Annotated in this window: 4 protein-coding genes; all 4 read left to right on the top strand. The window is 51.0% G+C overall.

Annotated elements, in window-relative coordinates; translation table 11 throughout:
- On the top strand, nt 1-423 hold a 423-nt coding region (rplB, locus tag KQI83_RS12655), incomplete at its 5' end, for a 50S ribosomal protein L2 (RefSeq protein WP_216558680.1).
- 20 nt (nt 424-443) lie between these two features.
- On the top strand, nt 444-716 hold the full coding sequence (gene rpsS / locus KQI83_RS12660) for a 30S ribosomal protein S19 (protein WP_216558683.1): 273 nt from the start codon (nt 444-446) through the stop codon (nt 714-716).
- 20 nt (nt 717-736) lie between these two features.
- Nucleotides 737-1,075, top strand: coding sequence for a 50S ribosomal protein L22 (rplV, locus tag KQI83_RS12665; RefSeq protein ID WP_216558687.1), 339 nt, complete (start codon nt 737-739; stop codon nt 1,073-1,075).
- A gap of 14 nt (nt 1,076-1,089) precedes the next feature.
- Nucleotides 1,090-1,770, top strand: coding sequence for a 30S ribosomal protein S3 (gene rpsC, locus KQI83_RS12670; RefSeq protein WP_216558690.1), 681 nt, complete (start codon nt 1,090-1,092; stop codon nt 1,768-1,770).
- The last annotated feature ends 80 nt before the right edge of the window (nt 1,771-1,850 follow it).

Consider the following 1,850-nt stretch of genomic DNA (forward strand, 5'->3'; position numbering starts at 1 on the left):
GGTACCTTCGTACACAACATCGAGCTCTATCCCGGACGCGGCGGCCAGCTCGCCCGTTCAGCAGGCAACATGGCTCAGCTTATGGCTCGTGAGAACGGCTACGCTCTTCTGAGACTTCCTTCAAACGAGCTCAGAAACGTTCCCGAAAACTGCATGGCTACCGTAGGTCAGGTTTCTAACCCCGACCACTTCAACGTAAAAATCGGTAAAGCCGGCCGTAAGAGAAACATGGGATGGCGTCCCACAGTCCGCGGTTCTGTTATGAACCCGAACGACCACCCGCACGGCGGTGGTGAGGGTAAATCACCTGTAGGCCGTCCCGGCCCTGTAACCCCGTGGGGTAAGCCCGCTCTCGGTTACAAGACACGTAAGCACAACAAGCAGAGCGATAAGCTTATCGTTCGCAGAAGAAACGGTAAGTAAGGGCAGAAAGGAGCTTAATAATGAGTAGAAGTACTAAAAAGGGTCCTTTTGTTCAGCCTGTACTTTTCAAAAGGGTTCAAGAAATGAACGAAAAGGGAGAAAAGAGAATTCTTAAGACCTGGTCAAGAAGCTCGACAATCTTTCCTGAGTTCGTAGGACATACATTCGCCGTTCACGACGGCCGTAAGCACGTTCCGGTATATGTAACTGAAGATATGGTAGGCCACAAGCTCGGTGAGTTTGCGCCCACAAGAACCTTTAAGGGACATGCCGGTTCAAAGACCAGCAAATAAGCGGAAGGAGAGTATTGCAAATGGAAGCTAAAGCAGTAGCGAAGTTTGTTCGTATTTCACCCCGCAAGGTTGGCGTTGTTCTCGATCTTATCAGAGGCAAGGACGTCAAGTACGCGGAAGCTGTTCTTAAGCACACTCCCAAGGCCGCTTGCGAGCCGCTCATCAAGCTGCTCAAGTCAGCTATGGCAAATGCTGAGAACAACCATGATATGGATGTATCCAGGCTTTACATTGCCGAGTGCAATGCAACAGCAGGCCCCATCCTTAAAAGAATTCGTCCCAGAGCACAGGGCAGAGCGTTCAGGATCAACAAGAGAACATCTCATATCACCCTTGTACTCAAGGAACAAGAAGACTAAGGGGAGGTTAAATTATGGGTCAGAAAGTAAATCCGCACGGTCTTCGTGTAGGTATAATCAAAGATTGGGATTCCCGTTGGTTCGCGAGCAAAAAGGACTTTGGCGCGACTCTTTACGAGGATTATAACCTCCGTCGCGAGCTCAAGGCTCAGCTCTACAACTTCGGTATCTCAAAGATCGAAATCGAAAGAGACGGCAAAAGAGTAAGGATCTCTATCCACACCGCAAAGCCCGGTCTTGTAATCGGTAAGGGCGGCTCCGAGATCGAGAAGCTCAAGGCTCAGTGCGAGGCAAAACTCGGCAAGCCCGTTTCTATCAACATCGTAGAAGTAAAAGCTCCCGAGCTCGACGCTCAGCTCGTTGCAGAGAGCATCGCTCAGCAGCTTGAAAAGAGAATTTCCTTCCGCCGCGCTATGAAGCAGTCTATCGGCAACGCGATGCGCCGCGGAGCAAAGGGTATCAAGATTATGTGTTCAGGCCGTCTCGGCGGCGCGGAGATCGCGCGTTCTGAGCAGTACCACGAGGGTACTATCCCGCTTCAGACGCTCCGCGCGGACATCGACTACGGCTTTGCCGAGGCTAACACGACCTACGGCAAAATCGGCGTTAAGGTATGGCTTTACAAGGGCGAGGTTCTCAATGTAGCCGAGTCTAAGCCTGCCAGAAGACCCCGCAGAGAAGGAGGCAGAAAATAATGTTAATGCCTAAAAGAGTAAAACACAGAAGAGTTCACCGCGGTCGTATGACAGGTAAGGCCTGTCTCTTATACACATCT

It is taken from the genome of Roseburia sp. MSJ-14 (assembly GCF_018918225.1).
In the GTDB taxonomy this organism is placed as follows: domain Bacteria; phylum Bacillota; class Clostridia; order Lachnospirales; family Lachnospiraceae; genus Petralouisia.